At 65.1% G+C, this 15,854-nt stretch carries 12 protein-coding genes and 1 pseudogene; 5 read left to right on the top strand and 8 right to left on the bottom strand.

All coding sequences use genetic code 11. From position 1 onward, the window contains the following. Positions 1 to 6 precede the first annotated feature (6 nt). Genes AC07Y9_RS25405 through AC07Y9_RS25395 form a run of 3 tightly spaced genes read right to left on the bottom strand, consistent with a single transcriptional unit; the run spans position 7 to position 5,746 of the window. Complete coding sequence (locus tag AC07Y9_RS25405) at positions 7 to 1,404, bottom strand: efflux transporter outer membrane subunit (RefSeq protein ID WP_102680439.1); 1,398 nt, start codon at positions 1,402 to 1,404, stop codon at positions 7 to 9. Next, a complete protein-coding gene (locus tag AC07Y9_RS25400; RefSeq protein ID WP_101338239.1) occupies positions 1,401 to 4,541 on the bottom strand; it encodes an efflux RND transporter permease subunit in 3,141 nt (1,046 codons plus the stop codon). Before AC07Y9_RS25400 ends, AC07Y9_RS25405 begins: the two co-directional genes overlap by 4 nt. A 2-nt stretch (positions 4,542 to 4,543) precedes the next feature. Continuing rightward, the gene (locus tag AC07Y9_RS25395) at positions 4,544 to 5,746 is read right to left on the bottom strand and encodes an efflux RND transporter periplasmic adaptor subunit (RefSeq protein ID WP_102680438.1); all 1,203 of its coding nucleotides are present in this window, start codon (positions 5,744 to 5,746) and stop codon (positions 4,544 to 4,546) included. Between the two features lie 114 nt (positions 5,747 to 5,860). Between AC07Y9_RS25395 and baeS the strand changes: the two genes are divergently transcribed. The 3 genes and pseudogenes from baeS (at position 5,861) to AC07Y9_RS25380 (ending at position 8,314) form a co-directional block, all read left to right on the top strand. Further along, positions 5,861 to 7,285 carry a sensor histidine kinase efflux regulator BaeS gene (gene baeS / locus AC07Y9_RS25390; protein ID WP_102680437.1) on the top strand — a complete coding sequence of 475 codons (1,425 nt, stop codon included), beginning with the start codon at positions 5,861 to 5,863 and terminating at the stop codon, positions 7,283 to 7,285. Beyond that, a complete protein-coding gene (locus AC07Y9_RS25385) occupies positions 7,282 to 7,971 on the top strand; it encodes a response regulator (protein WP_101338242.1) in 690 nt (229 codons plus the stop codon). The genes baeS and AC07Y9_RS25385 overlap by 4 nt, the downstream gene beginning before the upstream one ends. 56 nt (positions 7,972 to 8,027) lie before the next feature. Continuing rightward, positions 8,028 to 8,314 (top strand): annotated as a pseudogene (locus AC07Y9_RS25380) (barstar family protein). Positions 8,315 to 8,512: 198 nt separating this feature from the next. Here the strand turns inward: AC07Y9_RS25380 and AC07Y9_RS25375 are convergent. The 3 genes from AC07Y9_RS25375 to AC07Y9_RS25365 form a co-directional block, all read right to left on the bottom strand. Next, on the bottom strand, positions 8,513 to 8,962 hold the full coding sequence (locus AC07Y9_RS25375; RefSeq protein WP_101338244.1) for a hypothetical protein: 450 nt from the start codon (positions 8,960 to 8,962) through the stop codon (positions 8,513 to 8,515). A gap of 118 nt (positions 8,963 to 9,080) precedes the next feature. Then, a complete protein-coding gene (locus tag AC07Y9_RS25370; protein WP_101338245.1) occupies positions 9,081 to 10,340 on the bottom strand; it encodes a sensor histidine kinase in 1,260 nt (419 codons plus the stop codon). Continuing rightward, on the bottom strand, positions 10,337 to 11,020 hold the full coding sequence (locus AC07Y9_RS25365; protein ID WP_102680436.1) for a response regulator transcription factor: 684 nt from the start codon (positions 11,018 to 11,020) through the stop codon (positions 10,337 to 10,339). The genes AC07Y9_RS25370 and AC07Y9_RS25365 overlap by 4 nt, the downstream gene beginning before the upstream one ends. A 224-nt stretch (positions 11,021 to 11,244) precedes the next feature. On the opposite strand from AC07Y9_RS25365, the gene bamA reads away from it, so the two are divergent. Continuing rightward, on the top strand, positions 11,245 to 13,611 hold the full coding sequence (gene bamA / locus AC07Y9_RS25360) for an outer membrane protein assembly factor BamA (RefSeq protein WP_101338246.1): 2,367 nt from the start codon (positions 11,245 to 11,247) through the stop codon (positions 13,609 to 13,611). 7 nt (positions 13,612 to 13,618) lie between these two features. Here the strand turns inward: bamA and AC07Y9_RS25355 are convergent, their stop codons facing one another. Then, positions 13,619 to 14,398 carry an SDR family oxidoreductase gene (locus AC07Y9_RS25355; RefSeq protein ID WP_101338247.1) on the bottom strand — a complete coding sequence of 260 codons (780 nt, stop codon included), beginning with the start codon at positions 14,396 to 14,398 and terminating at the stop codon, positions 13,619 to 13,621. A 35-nt stretch (positions 14,399 to 14,433) separates the two neighbouring features. Then, the gene (locus tag AC07Y9_RS25350) at positions 14,434 to 14,829 is read right to left on the bottom strand and encodes a GlcG/HbpS family heme-binding protein (RefSeq protein ID WP_102680435.1); all 396 of its coding nucleotides are present in this window, start codon (positions 14,827 to 14,829) and stop codon (positions 14,434 to 14,436) included. 94 nt (positions 14,830 to 14,923) lie between these two features. Between AC07Y9_RS25350 and AC07Y9_RS25345 the strand changes: the two genes are divergently transcribed. Continuing rightward, complete coding sequence (locus tag AC07Y9_RS25345; protein ID WP_102680434.1) at positions 14,924 to 15,847, top strand: LysR family transcriptional regulator; 924 nt, start codon at positions 14,924 to 14,926, stop codon at positions 15,845 to 15,847. The last annotated feature ends 7 nt before the right edge of the window (positions 15,848 to 15,854 follow it).

Here is a 15,854-nt window from a genome sequence, read left to right as displayed (position 1 = left end):
GTGCGCTCACTGCCAGCCGCCGCCCAGCACCTTGTACAGGGTCACCCGGTTACTCTGCTCGGTCAGGCGCAGGCTGATCAGGTCCTGCTCCGCGCTGTACAGCGAACGCTGGGCGTCCAGGGCTTCGAGGTAGCTTTGCGAGCCACCGCGATACAGCGCGTCGGCCAGTTCGAAGCTTTTGCGGCTGGCGTCGGTCAGGGCCTGCTGGGCGTCCAGGCGTTCAGCCAGGGTGCTGCGTTCGGCCAGGGCATCGGCAACTTCCTTGAAGGCGCTCTGCACGGTCTGCTGGTAGGTCTGCACCTGGATCTCGCGCTCGACCTTGGCCGCGTCCAGGGTCGCACGGTTACTGCCGGCGTCGAACAGCGGCAGGCTGATGCTCGGGGCGAAGGTCCAGGCGCCGCTGCCGGCCTTGAACAACCCGGACAGCGCCGAACTCGCCGAGCCGGCGTTGGCGGTCAGGCTGATGCTGGGAAAGAACGCCGCCCGCGCCGCGCCGATATCGATGTTCGCCGACTTCAGCGTATGTTCCGCCGCCAGCACGTCGGGACGGCGTTGCAACAGGCTGGACGGCAACTCGTCCGGCACCCGCACCAGCAGCGCCGCCGATTGCAGGCTGGCGCCGGGCAGCAGCTCGTCGGGGATCTCGCTGCCCACCAGCAGGCGCAGCGCGTTGCGGTCCTGGAGGATCTGGCTGGCGTACACCGCCGCATCGCCGCGGGCCGACTCCACGGTGGTCTGCGCCTGGGCCAGGGCCAGTCCGGAGGAACCGCCCAACGCATGGCTACGTTGGGTCAGCTCGTAGGTCGCCTGCTGGCTGCGCAGGGTCTCCTGGGCCAGGCGCAACAGCTCGTTGTCCGCCGCCAGGGTCAGCCAGGCCGTGGCCACCTCGGCCACCAGGCTGATCTGCGTGCTGCGCCGGGTTTCGGCCAGCGACAGGTAGTCTTCCAGCGCCTCGTCCTTGAGGTTGCGCAACCGGCCGAATACATCCAGCTCGTAACTGCTCAGGCCCAGTTGCGCGCTGTAGTCGTGGCTGGTGCTGGCCACGCCCGTGCCGGATGTCGAGCCCGGCGTGCGGCTGTGGGTGCCGCTGACCCCGGCATCGATCGCCGGGAACAGCGCCGCGCGCTGGATGCGGTACTGCGCCTGGGCCTTTTCGATATTCAGACTGGCCAGGCGCAGGTCGCGGTTGTTGGCCAGGGCCAGGGCCTGCAAGCGCGTCAGGCGGCTGTCGGTGAAGAACTGCTGCCAATGGATATCGGCGGCGGCCTCCCCGGTGGATGCCTTGCTGCCCGGCAACCATTGCTCGGCAACCGGCGCCTCGGGGCGCTGGTACTCGGGCGCCAGATTGATGCAGCCACCGAGCAGCGCCAGGGCAGGCACCAGGGCCCAACGAAATTTGATCATGCGTCACCTGTTGCAGCGGGTTGAGTGGAGGGGGTGGAAGCACGGGTAAAGCGGCGACGGATCAGCACGAAGAACAGCGGCACGAAGAAGATCCCCAGCACCGTGGCGCTGAACATGCCGCCCAGCACCCCGGTGCCGATAGCCCGGCGTCCGGCCGAACCGGCGCCGGAGCTCAAGGCCAGGGGCAGCACGCCAAACATAAAGGCCAAAGAAGTCATGAGGATCGGCCGCAGGCGCTGGCGCACCGCGGTCAGGGTCGCCTCCAGCAGGCTGGCGCCCTGCTCTTGCAGGTGTTTGGCGAACTCGACGATCAGGATCGCGTTCTTCGCCGACAGCCCCACGGTGGTCAACAGCCCCACCTGGAAGTACACGTCGTTGCTCAGCCCACTGAACCGGGTCGCCAGCACCGCCCCGACCACGCCCAGGGGCACCACCAGCATCACCGAGAACGGCACTGACCAACTTTCGTACAAGGCCGCCAGGCAGAGGAACACGAACAGAATCGAAATCCCGTAGAGCAACGGCGCCTGGGAGCCGGACAGGCGCAGTTGATAGGACTGCCCGGTCCACTCATAGCCGATACCCTCGGGCAGTTGCTTGACGATGGACTCGACCACGTCCATGGCCACCCCGGAACTCACCCCCGGCGCCGGATCGCCCACCACCTCCAGGGAGGAGATGCCGTTGTAGCGTTCGAGCAACGGCGAACCGTAGCTCCAGGCGCTGCTGGCGAAAGACGAGAACGGCACCATTTCATCGTTGGCGTTACGCACGAACCAATGGTCCAGGTCTTGCGCCTGCATCCGCGCCGCGGCCTCGCCCTGCACATAGACCTTCTTCACCCGCCCCTGGTTGAGGAAGTCGTTGACGTAGGTGCCGCCCAGTGCCGTGGACAGGGTGCTGTTGATGTCGCTGGTGCTCAGGCTCAGGGCTCCGGCCTTGCGATCGTCGATGCTGACCTTGAGCTGCGGCGTGTCGTCCAGGCCGTTGCTGCGGACCCCGAGCAGGCGCGGGTCCTGCTGCGCCAGCTGAATGAACTGCTCGCGAGACGCCACCAGGGCGTCGTGGCCCAGGCCGGCGAGGTCCTTGAGCTGCAGGTCGAAGCCCGAGCTTTGCCCCAGGCCGCGCACCGCTGGCGGCTGCATGACGAATACATTGGCATCGCCGATGCTCGCCAGCGCCAGGGTCGCGCGTTGGGCAATCGACGCCGAGTCTTGGCCGGCGCCCAGGCGCTGGCTCCAGTCCTTGAGCTTGATAAAGGCGCGGCCGGTGTTCTGGCTGTTGCCGCCCATGCCCAGGCCGCTGATGCTGATCAAAGCCTCGACCTCCGGCTGTTCGAGCATGTAACTCTCGAACTGTTTCATCACCGCCTGGGTGCGACTGTCAGTGGCGCCCACCGGCAGCTGGATCTGCGCCATCAGGGTGCCCTGGTCTTCGTCCGGCAGGAACGAAGTCGGCAGATTGACATAGCCGACACCCATGACCAGCAGGAGCACCCCGTACAGCAGAAGGCTGCTACGGCTGCGTTGCAGGATGCCGCCGACCAGCCGCTGATAAGCCTGGGCGCTGCGCTCGAAATGGCGGTTGAACCAGCCGAAGAAACCCCGCTGCGGTCCATGCCCCTGGGCATCGGTTGGCTTGAGCAACGTCGCGCACAGCGCCGGGGTCAGAGTCATCGCCACCAGCACCGAGAGCAGCATGGCCGAGACGATGGTCACCGAGAACTGCCGGTAGATAACCCCGGTGGAACCGCCGAAAAACGCCATGGGAATGAACACCGCGCTGAGCACCAGGGCGATGCCGATCAACGCGCTGGTGATTTCCGCCATCGACTGGCGCGTGGCCTCCAGGGGCGGCAGCCCTTGCTCGACCATCACCCGCTCGACGTTCTCCACCACCACGATGGCGTCGTCCACCAGCAGGCCGATGGCCAGGACCATGGCGAACATGGTCAGGGTGTTGATCGAATAGCCGAGCAGCGCCAACACGCCGAAGGTACCCAGCAGCACCACCGGCACGGTGATCGCCGGGATCAGCGTGGCCCGAAAGTTCTGCAGGAACAGGAACATGATCAGCACCACCAGGACGATGGCTTCGCCGAGGGACTTGACCACCTCCTCGATGGACAGACTGACAAAGGGCGTGGTGTCGTAGGCGATGACGTTCTTCAGTTGCATCTGCGCCGGGTAGAACTGTTCCAGTTCCTTGAGCTTGGCCTTGACCGCGTCGCCGACGCTCAGGGCGTTGGCCCCGGTCGCCAGTTTGATGCCCATGGCCGAAGCAGGCCGGCCATTGAGCGCCGAACTCATGTCATAGCTTTCGCTGCCCAGTTCGACTCGCCCCACATCGCTCAGCAGCACCACCGCGCCGTCGCTGGACGACTTGACCACCACATTGCGGAACTCGTCCTCGGTCTGCAGCTTGCTGCGCGCGGTAATGGTCGCGTTCAGTTGCTGCCCGGGCACCGCCGGCATGGCGCCCAACTGCCCGGCGGAGACTTCGGTGTTCTGCGCCTCCAGGGCTGCGCTGACGTCGGACGGCATCAGGGCATATTTCTCCAGCTTGGCCGGGTCCAGCCAGATGCGCATGGCGTAGCCCGAGCCCAGGGTCTGCACCTCGCCGACGCCATCGATCCGGCTGATCTGGTCAAGCAAGGTGCTGGAGATGTAGTCGCCGATCTGGGTGCCGGTGACGCTCTCGTCGTCCGAGGCCAGGGCGGCGATCATCAGGAAGTCCGAACCGCCCTTGGTCACGGTCAGGCCTTCGCTCTGCACCGACTGAGGCAGGCGCGACTCGGCTTGCTGCAGCTTGTTCTGCACCTGCATCTGCGCCACGTCCGGGTCGGTGCCGGCGGCGAAGGTCAGGTTGATGCTGGCGCTGCCCGCCGAGCTGCTGGTGGCCGACATGTAGGTCAGGTTGTCCAGGCCGGTCAGCTGCTGCTCGATGACCTGGGTCACCGAGTCTTCCACGGTCTTGGCCGAGGCACCGGTGTAGGTGGCGGAGATCCGCACCGTCGGCGGCGCGATGTCCGGGTACTGTTCCAGGGGCAACTGGCTGATGGACAAGGCCCCGGCGAGCATGATGACGATGGCGATGACCCAGGCAAAAATCGGTCGGTCGATAAAGAAACGCGCCATGCTCAACCCTCCTGCGCCAGGGCGGTGGACGGTGCCTGCGGCACACGGCTGCGGGTACCGGTGCCGTTGTTCTGCGCCACCACCGCGGCGCCAACCCGGACCTTCTGCCCGCCCTCGACTATCAGTTGATCACCAGCGCTGAGGCCGGCCGTCACCCACCACTGGTTGCCCACCGCGCGGTCGATGGTCACCTGGCGTTGCTCGACCTTGCCTTCGACCACCACCAGCACCGAGGTCATGCCACTGGCGCTACGGCTCACTGCCCGTTGCGGAATCAGGATCGCCTGTTCGTCGCGGGCCTGCTCCAGCACCGCCCGCACGTACATGCCCGGCAGCAGCAGGCGCTCCGGGTTAGGGAACACGGCACGCAGGGTCACGGTGCCGGTACCCTGGCTGACGCTGACCCCGCTGAACTTCAGGCGGCCCTCATGGGCATAGGTGCTGCCGTCGTCGAACTTGAGGCTGACGGGCATTTCATCCGCTGCGTTGCCTTGCAGCGCGCCGCTGGCCAGGTCGCGCTTGAGGCGCAGCAGCTCGGTGGTGGACTGGGTGACATCGACATAGATCGGGTCCAGTTGCTGCACCGTGGTCAGCGCCGTGTCCTGGTTGGCCACCACCAGGGCCCCGGGAGTCACGGTGGAGGTTTCGATGCGCCCGCCGATGGGCGAGCCGATGCGGGTATAGGCCAGGTTGATGCGCGCCGTCTCGACGCCGGCCTGGGCCACCTGCAGCTCGGCCTGGGCAGTCAACAGGCTGGCCTGGGCGTCTTCGTTGTCCTGCTGGCTGATGGCATCGATCTTCGCCAGTTGGGCATCGCGGGTAGCGGTGACCTGGGCCGACTTCAGGGTGGCGCGGGCCTTGGCCAGGGTGGCCTGGGCTTCCGCCAGGGCCGCCTTGTAGCTGGCGGCATCCAGCTGGTAGAGGCTGTCCCCGGCCTTGACCTCGGCGCCTTCGACGAACAGCCGCTTCTGGACAATGCCGCCGACCTGGGGGCGGATCTCGGCCACCAGGAACGCCTGAGTGCGCCCCGCCAGCTCGGTGCTCAGGGCCTGGCTTTGCGGCTGCACGGTGATCACCGAGACCTTGGGGACCTCGGCGGCGGCTTCGGGCGCCGCTGGCGAACAACCGCTCAACACCAACAGCAGCATCAGGGAAACGATGACCGCGGCGGTCACCAGGGATTTGGCGAAAAGTTTGGTCGACATAAATGCCTCTGCAAAACGGGATGGCTTGTGCCTGTCCGCCATGCTGCGAAGCAAATGTGCAGGAAAATTGAAGATTACCCGGCGACCTTGAATCTTTGCCGCGCCGGGGCCTAAATGAGCGGGCCATTCCTCCAGCCCCGCGAGCCCATGAAACTGAGTATCTCCACCAAACTGTTCGGCGCCGTCCTGGCCAGCGTGCTATTCGTCATCCTGAGCATGGGCCTGGCCACCGGCTGGAGCTTCGGCCGTGGCTTCCTCGGCTACCTCAACGAACAGGCGCTGCAACGCATGGAGCCAGTGCTGCCGCGCCTGGCCCAGGCCTACGCGCAGGCAGGTGACTGGGAATTCATCCGCGACAACCCCGACCGCTGGTTCGACATCATGCGCCCGGGACCCAAAGAGCAATCGCAGATCCGCAAGCTGAAACTGCCGCTGACCTCGGACCTGACCGGCGCGCTGTTTCGCATTGCCCTGCTGGACCGCGACAAGCAGCTGGTGATCGGCTATGCGGCGATCGCCGACGATGCCCTGCTGCGGCCGATCGAGGTGGCCGGCAGCACGGTCGGCTGGCTGGCGGTATCGCCGTTCCAGAGTGTCAGCGAAGCCGGCGGCGAACGTTTCTTCCAGTACCAGCTGCGCACCAGCCTGGCGGTGGGCGTGGCCTCGCTGCTGCTGGCGATGCTGATTGCCTGGTGGATTTCGCGCGCCCTGCTCGACCCGGTCAAGCGCGTGGCCGCGGCCACCCACCGCCTGGCTGCCGGGGAGTACAGCAACCGGGTGGCCGTGGCCTCCAACGATGAAGTCGGCCAACTGGCCCGCGACTTCAATCTGTTGGCCTACACCCTGGAGCGCAACGAACAAATGCGCCGCGAACTCATGGCCGATGTCTCCCACGAGCTGCGCACCCCGCTGTCGGTGTTGCGTGGCGAACTGGAGGCCATCGAGGACGGCGTACGCAAGCTCGACCGGCACTCGATGCAATCGCTGCAAAACGAAGTGGGCATGCTCAGCAAGCTGGTGGACGACCTGTACGAGCTGTCCCTGGCCGACGTCGGCGCCCTCACCTACCGCAAGAGCGAGTGCTCGCTCAACGAGCTGCTGCAGGCCAGCGTGGCGATGTTCCAGGAGCGCTGCCAGGCCGCACGGCTTGAGGTCGAGTTGAAACTGCCGGAGCGGCCGATGCAGCTGGACGCCGACCCCAAGCGCCTGCAACAACTGTTCGCCAACCTGCTGGAAAACACCCTGCGCTACACCGATACCGGCGGCCAGCTGCGCATCCGCGCCTGCGTCGAGGGCGATAACCTGCGGGTCGATTTCATCGACTCCGGCCCCGGGGTCGACGCCGAACAACTGCCGCGGCTGTTCGAGCGCTTCTACCGTGGCGAGGCCTCGCGCAACCGCGCCAGCGGCGGCGCCGGCCTGGGCCTGGCGATCTGTCGCAGCATCGCCCTGGCCCACGGCGGCAGCCTCGACGCCGATCACTCGCCCCTGGGCGGCCTGTGGCTGACCCTGCGCCTGCCCGGCAAGGCTGAAGCATGAGCACCGGACAACCGATCCTGATCGTCGAAGACGAACCGAAACTCGCCGCCTTGCTGCGCGACTATCTGGATGCCGCCGGCTACCCCAGCCTGAGCCTGGACAACGGCCTGGACGTGGTGCCAGCGGTACGCGCCCACCGGCCGCGACTGATCCTGCTCGACCTGATGCTGCCCGGGCGCGACGGCCTGGAGGTGTGCCAGGAGCTGCGGCGGTTCAGCGAAGTGCCGATCATCATGATCACCGCCCGGGTCGAGGAAGTGGACCGCCTGCTGGGCCTCGACCTGGGCGCCGACGACTACATCTGCAAGCCCTTCAGCCCGCGTGAAGTGGTGGCCCGAGTCAAGGCCATCCTGCGCCGCAGCCCGCAACTGACGGCACTCGCACAGGCCCGCCTGCAGATCGACGAAGAGCGCTACCGCGCCTCGTTCGACGGTATCGCCCTGGACCTGACCCCGGTGGAGCTGCGCCTGCTCAAGACCCTGGCCGCCGCCCCGGGCCGGGTGTTCTCCCGCGACCAGTTGCTCGACCGCCTGTACTCCGACCACCGGGTGGTGACCGACCGCACCGTCGACAGTCACGTGCGCAACCTGCGGCGCAAACTGGCCCAGGCCTGCCCCGGGGAAGACCCGATCCAGTCGTTGTACGGAGTGGGTTACAAACTCGAACTGGGCGCGCTGCCGGGCTGAGCAATCGCGCCAAGCCGGGGTATCCTGCGCAGCCGAGAATTTCGAAGGCGCACAACATGCCCCGACTCCAGCGGCTGGACATTGACCTGAACGCGGTGACCAGCACCGCCGAACTGCACGCCACCCTGCGCGAGGCCCTGGGCTTCCCCAATGGGTACGGCGCCAACTGGGACGCCTTCTGGGACGCCATCAGCGGCCTGGTGGAAATGCCCGTGCAGCTGAAATTCCATGGCTGGGACGAGCTGGCCACGCGCTTGCCGAGGGATGCCCGGCTGCTGCGGCAATGCCTGGACGAAATGAAAACCAGTACCCGCAACTCGCGGCAGGAGTGACGTTCGGCTAGGCGGTGATCTTGTGGCCCGGCACAGTCCGGGCAATCGAGTGTCGACCGACCGCACACCTGTAGCCGCTGCCGAAGGCTGCGATCGGCCGGTACGGCCGTGACGATCCGGCGGACCGGCGCCGCCTGATCTATTGCCATCGCGGGCAAGCCTCGCTCCTACTTCTACAGGAGCACGCCAGCCCCGCATCCCTTCAGAAGTCAGCAATCCGCTGCATAGATGACAGTCTTTCCGCTGTTGGTGGCCGCGGGCCGGCGGGTGAAATAGGTATCGCCTTCGTCGGTGTGGATCTCGTACTCCACCTTGCTGGCGACGCGTCCCGAGGGGTCGGCATGCTTGATGATCTTCAGCACCCGCTGGAACTTCAGGCTCTGGGTGCCATTCTGCGCGGGGCCCGTGAGCACGTTGACCGTTTGAAACCAGCCCTGGCCCTTCTTGTTCAACACCAGGGTCCGGGTCAGCGCCTCGAAACGCTCCAGACGGGTGAACCCCCAGAGTGTCTGCTCCTCCACCACCTTGCCGGGGGCGCTGGAACCGGTGAACACGAACAGGTTGATGGCCGGATTGTCCTCACAGAAGAAGTCGTAGGGCACCAGCCCATCGACCATTTTCTTGCCGGAAACGAATCCCTTTTTATGCACCAGAAACATCGCCACCTCCACTCAATGGCCCCGCCAGAACAGCAAAAACGCTGAAGTACGCTTGAGCCGCAAGTCTACTGAGGGGCGACGTACAGGGCCGTCAAGGCAGTGTAATTTCGTGTAAAGATCAGGCCCGTCGAGGCAGGCGGATCGCCACGGCCAGCCCGGTGCCCGGCTCGTTGTGGGCCTCGATGCTGCCACCGTGCAGCTCCACAGCCCTGGCGGCGATCGCCAGGCCCAGGCCGAAACCGCTGGCCGCCTCGCCCGGGCCACGCTCGAACGGCTGAAAAATACTCTGCAAGCGCGTGCTTTCGACGCCAGGGCCTTGGTCGATGATGCGCACGATCAGGCACTGGCCGGGCAGATCGCTGCGCGCGCTGACCTGGACCCCGGTTCCCGCCGCGGTATGGCGCACCGCATTGCGAATAACGTTCTCGAAACAGCGATACAGCAGCTCGCCGTTGCACCGGCTGACAAAATCCGGACAGGCCTGCAGACTGACCTGACAGCTTTTCATGCCTGCCTCGAACCGCGCGTCTTCGACTATCACCGCCAGCAACTCGATGATATCCAGCGGCTCGCTCTCGATGCTCTCGGGCCGGCCCTGAAGGCGCGCCAGGGTCAACAGCGCTTCGATCAGCGTGTCCATGCGCTCCGACTCGCGCTCGATGCGCCCAAGCATTTCCTGGCGTACCGGGTCCTGCTGCAACAGGCCAATGGCCGCCTGCATGCGGGTCAAGGGCGAGCGCAGTTCGTGGGAAATGTCATGCAGCAGATGTTGCTGGGCCTCCACCAACAGTTTCAACTGATTGGCCATGCGGTCGCAGTCTTCGGCCAGGTCGACGATTTCATCGCGGCGCGAGCCCATCATCGGCTTGACCCGGGTCTCGAAACGCCCCTGGGCGACGTCGCCCATCGCCCGTCGCAGATAGGCCAGTGGCCAGGCCAGGTAATAGGCCATGTAAGCACTGAACAGCGCGCTCATCAGCGTACCGATCAACAGCGGAATCAAACGCCCCGGCGGTCGGCGGTGATCGCCAGGCACCAAGGAAGACCTGAGCGAAAGCCTGAGCCCTTCCTTGCTGACCAGCGTCTTTTCATAGGCCAGGTGCGCGACTGGCGATCCGGCCAACAGTTGGCCGCTGCTGTCATAGACGCCAATGGCCTGGTCCGGCGGGTGCTGCCAGACCGTCAACAGCTGCCTGCCGGAATCGATGCCGTACTGTTGCAGCAACTGCTCCTCGCTGGCCAGGATCGCTTCCAGATGCGGATCTCCGGGAACGAAGCTGCCCAGCAGCAGGATGCCCAGCCCGACCAGGAAGGTCAGGCTGGTGGCCAGCCAGAAAGCCAGGAACAGTTTCCAGAACAGCCGGCTGGGCTTCATCATCCGGCGATCAACAGGTAGCCCAGGCCACGCACGCTCTGAATCCAGGCCTTGGTATCGGGGCGCGGGCCAAGCTTCTGGCGAATGCTGCTGATATGCACATCGATACGCCGGTCGTAGCGGGTCAAGGGACGCCCCAGGGCCTTGAGCGACAGGTCCTGTTTGCTCACCACCTGCCCCGCGCAACGGGCCAGCTCTTCGAGCAGGCTGAACTCGGTGCTGGTCAGCTCCAGCTCGCTGCCCTGCCATTGGGCCTGGCGCTTGCCGGGCCACAGGGCCAGGGTGCCGGTCCTGATCACCTCCTTGGTCGGCGGCTCGGCCGGCTGCACCCGGCGCATGATCGCCCGCAAGCGCGCCACCAGTTCGCCCGGCGAGCTGGGCTTGGGCACGTAGTCGTCGGCGCCCAGTTCCAGGCCGGTGATCTTGTCGATGTTGTCACCACGGGCGGTGAGCAACACCACTGGGATCTGGCTGCTGGCACGGATGCGCCGAAGCACCTCGATGCCCGACAGGCGCGGTAGCATCACGTCCAGCACCACGATGTCGTAGCCTCCGGAAAGCGCCTGGGCCTCGCCCTCCTCGCCCGAGTGCACGGCGGTCGCCGCAAAACCTTCACGCTCCAGGTACTGGATGAGCATGCCAGTCAGTTCCTGGTCATCGTCGACGAGCAATACGCAAATCATGGCGAACTCTTGAAAGGGCACCGGCGCATTATCCCCTGCGCGCCATGCAGCGTCATCGCCCCAGGCCCAACCTTTACCTAACTTGACATTCGGTTAACCGCACCAAACACCCCGCACTCTTATGCTTGACCTCCACCCGCCAGGCCGCTGTGGGTTGTCCCGTCTGCGGCGGGTCATTCAAACGCGCCTGCGCTGCTTGTCGATGTGTCCTGGAAAAGATCCCGATGAATTTTTCGCGCCTGCTCTGCTCGGTTGCGCTGCTGCTCAATGCCACTCTGGCCCACGCCCAAGGTTTCAAAATCTCCGATATCCGGATCAACGGACTGCAACGGGTCTCCGCCGGCAGCGTGTTCGGCGCCTTGCCGCTGAACGTCGGCGACGAAGTCGATGACCAGCGTCTGGTGGAATCCACCCGCGCCCTGTTCAAGACCGGCTTCTTCCAGGACATCCAACTGGGGCGCGACGGTGACGTGCTGATCATCACCGTGGTCGAACGACCGTCGCTCTCCGGCATCGTCATAGAAGGCAACAAGGCGATTTCCACCGACGACCTGATGAAAGGCCTCAAGCAATCCGGCCTGGCCGAAGGCGAGATCTTCCAACGCGCCACCCTGGAAGGCGTGCGCAACGAACTGCAACGCCAATATGTCGCCCAGGGTCGCTACTCGGCCACGGTCGACGCCGAAGTACTGGCGCAGCCGCGCAACCGTGTACAACTGAAGATCGGCATCGACGAGGGCAGCGTGGCCGCCATCCAGCACATCAACGTGGTGGGCAACACGGTGTTCACCCAGCAGGAGCTGACCGATCAGTTCCAGCTCAAGACCAGCAACTGGCTGTCCTTCTTCAGGAACGACGACAAGTACGCCCGCGAGAAACTCTCCGGCGATCTGGAGCGCCTGCGCTCCTATTACCTGGACCGCGGCTACATCAACATGGACATCGCCTCGACCCAGGTTTCCCTAACCCCTGACAAGAAGTACGTGTACATCACGGTCAACATCAACGAAGGCCGGAAATACACGGTTCGCGAGGTCAAGCTCAGCGGCCAGCTGAAGGTGCCTGAAGAGCAGGTCCGGTCGCTGTTGCTGGTGGAAAAGGGCCAGGTGTTCTCGCGCAAACTGATGACCAGCACGTCCGAGCTGATCACCCGCAGGCTGGGCAACGACGGTTACACCTTCGCCAACGTCAACGGTGTACCACAGCCCCACGACGAGGATCACACCGTCGATATCACTTTCGTGGTCGACCCAGGCAAGCGCGCCTACGCCAACCGTATCAACTTTCGCGGCAATACCAAGACCGACGACAAGGTACTGCGCCGGGAAATGCGCCAGATGGAAGGCGGCTGGGCATCGACCTACCTGATCGACCAGTCCAAGACTCGCCTGGAGCGCCTGGGATTCTTCAAGGAGGTCAATGTCGAGACCCCGGCCGTGCCCGGGGTCGACGACCAGATAGACGTCAACTACGCGGTTGAAGAGCAGGCTTCCGGCTCGATTACCGCCAGTGTCGGTTTTGCCCAGAGCTCCGGCCTGATCCTCGGCGGCTCCATCACCCAGAACAACTTCCTGGGGACCGGCAACTACACCAGCCTGGGCCTGACCCGCTCGGAATACCAAAGCAAGTACAACTTCGGCTTCACCAACCCCTACTTCACCCCGGACGGCGTGAGCCTGGGCTACAACCTGTTCTACAGCAGCACCGACTACAACGATTACTACGATGACGGCGTCTCCTACTACTCCATCAACAGCTATGGCGCCGGCACCTCGCTGGGCTATCCGATCAACGAAACCTCGCGTCTGAACTTCGGCCTGACCGTGCAACACGACAGCATCGAGCCGGGCACCTACAGCGCCGACGAGATCTACGACTTCATCGAGCGCGAGGGCAAGGAATTCACCAACTTCAAGGCCAACCTCGGCTGGTCGGAATCGACCCTCAACCGCGGTGTGCTGGCCAGCCGCGGGCACTCGCAGAGCCTCAACCTGACGCTGACGGTGCCCGGCAGCGACCTGAGTTTCTACAAGCTCGACTACAGCGGGCAGGCCTTCCTGCCGCTCAGCAGCGCCACCTCGCTGCGTTTCCATACCAAGCTCGGTTATGGCAACGGCTACGGCTCGACCGACGGCCTGCCCTTCTATGAGAACTACACCGCCGGCGGCGAAGGCTCGGTGCGCGGCTTCGAAAGCGGCACCCTGGGCCCGCGCAACACCCCCGCCACCGGTACCTATGCCAGCGCCGGCCAGGCGTATTACTCCGACCGCGACACCGACGCCCTGGGCGGCAACATCCTGATCACCGGAGGCGTGGAATACCTGTTCCCGATGCCCTTCATCAAGGACAACAAGTCGGTGCGCACCTCGGTGTTCTGGGACGTCGGCAGCGTCTATTCGGACAAGTGCTACCTGAGCACCACCCAGGGTTGCGACGGCGTCGACCTCGCCCAGATGGCCAGCTCGGTGGGAGTCGGCGTGACCTGGTACAGCCCGCTCGGGCCCTTGAGCTTCAACCTGGCGTACCCGGTGCGCAAACCCGACAACGCCGACACCCAGGTATTCCAGTTCTCCATGGGGCAGACCTTTTGAACCGGCCTCAGGACTGCTGGCGCGTCCAGGCGTCCTGCTGGTCCTGCTTGACGATGTCGACGAAGTGCGCCGGCAGCAGGTTCCTGAAAGCCCCACCATCCGCCTCCACCACCTCGACCATCTTCGCCACCATTTCCTCGGGATCGTATTGCTCGAAGGGGAACTTCAGCCCGGAGTGATCGGTGAAGTGTTTCTGCGGGTCGTACCAGCTTTTCCAGGTTTCCATCATCCGGTCGTTGAAGCCGGTGGAATACGGCCCGGGGTTGATGGTCGCGACCTGGATGCCGAACTCCGCCAGCTCCATGTGCAGGGCCTCGGCGATGGACTCCAGGGCATGCTTGGAGGCGCAGTAGGCGCCGGTGAAGGGCCCGGTGAGCAGGCCGGCGATCGACGACACGAAGACGATCTTGCCCTTGCGCCGCTCGACCATCTGCCGCACGAAGCCCTGGGTCAGCTCCAGGTTGGCGAACACGTTGGTCTCGAACTGGGAGCGCAGGATATCCACCGGGATTTCCGCTATGGCGCCGGTCTCGGCGTCGCCGGCGTTGTTCAGCAGCACGTCGATGTCCCACTGCCAGGCATGGGCCCGGTCGCGGGCCGAGGTGATGTCGAGCTTCTCCACCCGCAGCTTGAGGTCCAGGCTGGCGGCGAGTTCGCGCAGTTCGGTGACCTGCGGGGTGATCTGCACCCCGGCGATCACTTCATGGCCGTTGGCTGCCAGGCGCAGCGCCACCGCACGACCAAAGCCCGAACCGGCGCCGGTGACCAGAATACGTTTTTTGCTCATCTTGGGTTCTCCAGGAGAATGTCGGGGGCCAGGGCTCAGAGGCAAGCCCGGGCGATGATGTCGTCTTCAACCGCGGTGCCGCCGGAGACGCCGATGGCGCCCAGGTAGCGCCCCGCCTGATCGACGATGGGCAGGCCACCGGCAAAGCTGGTCAAGCCGCCGTTGCTCTGCTCGATCGACCACAACGACTGCCCCGGCCCGGACAACGCGCCGAGTTCGGCGCTGGCGGTCCGGAACAGCGCCGAAGTCCGGGCCTTGCGCTGGGCCAGGTCGATCGCCCCCGGCACGGCGTCGTCCATGCGCACGAACGCCAGCAGGTTGCTGCCCGAATCGACAATGGCGATGCACACCGACAGCTGCATCTGCATGGCTTTGGCGATGCCTTTGTCGAGCATCTGCCGGGCGGGTTTGAGGGTGACGGGCCAGTGCATGGCGGGACTCCTTTGCGGTTGAAAAGAGTCTATGAAGCTCGTAGCTTTAAGAGAATCCACATTCCCCCTACAAGACTATTAAGTATTCCTAACAATGAGCCGACGCGATCCACTGGCCGGTCTGCACCTCTTCATGGCGGTGGTCGAGACCGGCAACTTCACCCGCGCCGCCGCCGTGCTGGGCGTGACCCCGGCGGCCGTGAGCCTGGCCATCAACCAACTGGAAAGCGAACTGCAGACCAGGCTGTTCCACCGCACCACCCGTGGCGTCAGCCTGACGGAGAGCGGCCAGCGCTTTCACGAAAGCAGCGAAGCCGGTTACCGCAGCCTGCTGCAGGCCAGGGAGGAGCTGGGGGAAACCCAGGGCGAGCCGTCGGGGCACCTGCGCATCAGTGCCTTGCATATGGCCAAGCACCTGATCGTCGCCCCGCTGCTCGAGGACTTCTTCCAGCGCTACCCCAGGGTCACCCTGGAAATACGCTACGAAGATCAGTTGGTGGACATCGTCAAGGAACAGCTCGACGCCGGTATCCGCCTGGCCGACGCCCTGCACCCGGGCATGCACGCGGTGCAGATCACCCCGCCGCTGCAATGCGCCCTGGTGGCCAGCCCGCAGTACCTGGCGCGCCACCCGGCGCCGCGCAGCATCGACGAGCTGCACCAGCATTGCTGTGTGCGCTTTCGTTTTCCCAGCAGCGGGCAGATGCACAAATGGCAGCTGCACGACGGCCAGCACGAGGTGAAGCTGGATGTGCCCGGGCGCTTCATCAGCACCGACACCCAGGCGGTGATCGAGGCCGCCCGCGCCGGAGTGGGCATTGCCCATGTGTTCATTCGCGAACGGATCGCCGACGACCTCGCCAACGGCCAGCTGGTGGAAGTCCTGCCCGGCACCTGCCAGCCGCTGCCGGCCATGTGGCTGTACTACGCCAACCGCCGGCACGTCCCGCCCAAGCTGCGCGCCCTGATCGAGGTGCTGCGGGACTGGAAGCAGTCGCTCGGGAGCGACAACCGCTAAAGCGGCG

The sequence above is a fragment of the Pseudomonas sp. GW456-L12 genome (assembly GCF_059424045.1).
Note: the sequence above shows the minus strand (reverse complement) of the source record. Positions and strands in the feature narration are given on the sequence as shown.